Origin of the sequence: Achromobacter sp. GbtcB20, from assembly GCF_019091095.1 — a bacterium.
GTDB classification, from domain to species: Bacteria; Pseudomonadota; Gammaproteobacteria; order Burkholderiales; family Burkholderiaceae_B; genus Achromobacter; species Achromobacter mucicolens.
Window position 1 is genome coordinate 1 of sequence record NZ_JAGXJZ010000075.1, and the last position, 891, is coordinate 891.

Here is an 891-nt window from a genome sequence, read left to right on the forward strand (position 1 = left end):
GGCGAGCGGGTTGGCGGCGGGGTTCTTGGCCGCGAATTCCAAAATGCTCGTGCCAAGGCTTGCCGGGCTGTCGGTGACGCCCAGGCCGATTAGGCCGCACTTGCCCGTCCCCGCGAAATCTTCCTGCAGCTCGATGGACGTGTAGATTTTTTGGCGGCCCTTGGTCATGGCCACCAGCTCGGGCGTGGGATCGAGCTGCGCTTGCAGTTCCAGCTTGCCGGCGCTGTTTTCTTGAGTGCGGACCGCCAGCACGTCGCCATATGCCTTGAACGGACTTTCAGGGACCAAGCCGCGAATATGCTCCATCCAAATGCGGGCGCCGTAGGTTTCGCGGTTGTAGGTCTCGGCGATTTGTTCCAGCCAGGTGCGAAGGATGTTGCGGCCATCGGTGGTCTGGCCTTCGGTGGCCACGGTAAACCAGCGGTTTTTATCCATGTGGGTGTGCTCGGTGGGTGGTGTTCGGGTGTTGCCATACTGGCCCCGAGGGACGCGCAGCTCAACGCGTTGAGCCTGTAGAAGCGCCTTCTAGAAGACTCGTCCTCACGCGCGCGCGGAGATCCCGGGCAGGATGGCGGCATGTTGCAATTGACCGACCATATCGACCCACGCCGCGTTGCCCGTGACCTGTATTGGCAGGGCTGGCGCATTTCGTCCATCGCGCGCCACCTTGGAGAGAAGCGCACGACATTGCACAGCTGGAAGACGCGCGATGCGTGGGACGCAGCCTCGCCCGTCGAGCGTGTCGAATCGGCGCTGGTAGCACGCCTTTGCACCCTCATTGCTAAAACCGAAAAGGATGGCCGCGACTTCAAGGAAATAGACCTGCTTGGCCGGCAGTGGGAGAAAACCGCCCGCGTGCGCAAGGACGACGATGGTGTGCGGGAATCAACC

At 62.1% G+C, this 891-nt stretch carries 1 protein-coding gene and 1 pseudogene; one reads left to right on the top strand and one right to left on the bottom strand.

Annotation, left to right across the window (positions count from 1 at the left end):
- On the bottom strand, nt 1–435 hold a 435-nt coding region (locus tag KVT32_RS27815), incomplete at its 3' end, for a GPO family capsid scaffolding protein (protein WP_217619164.1).
- A 141-nt stretch (nt 436–576) separates the two neighbouring features.
- On the opposite strand from KVT32_RS27815, the pseudogene KVT32_RS27820 reads away from it, so the two are divergent.
- Nucleotides 577–891: pseudogene (locus KVT32_RS27820) on the top strand (terminase); the annotation flags it as partial.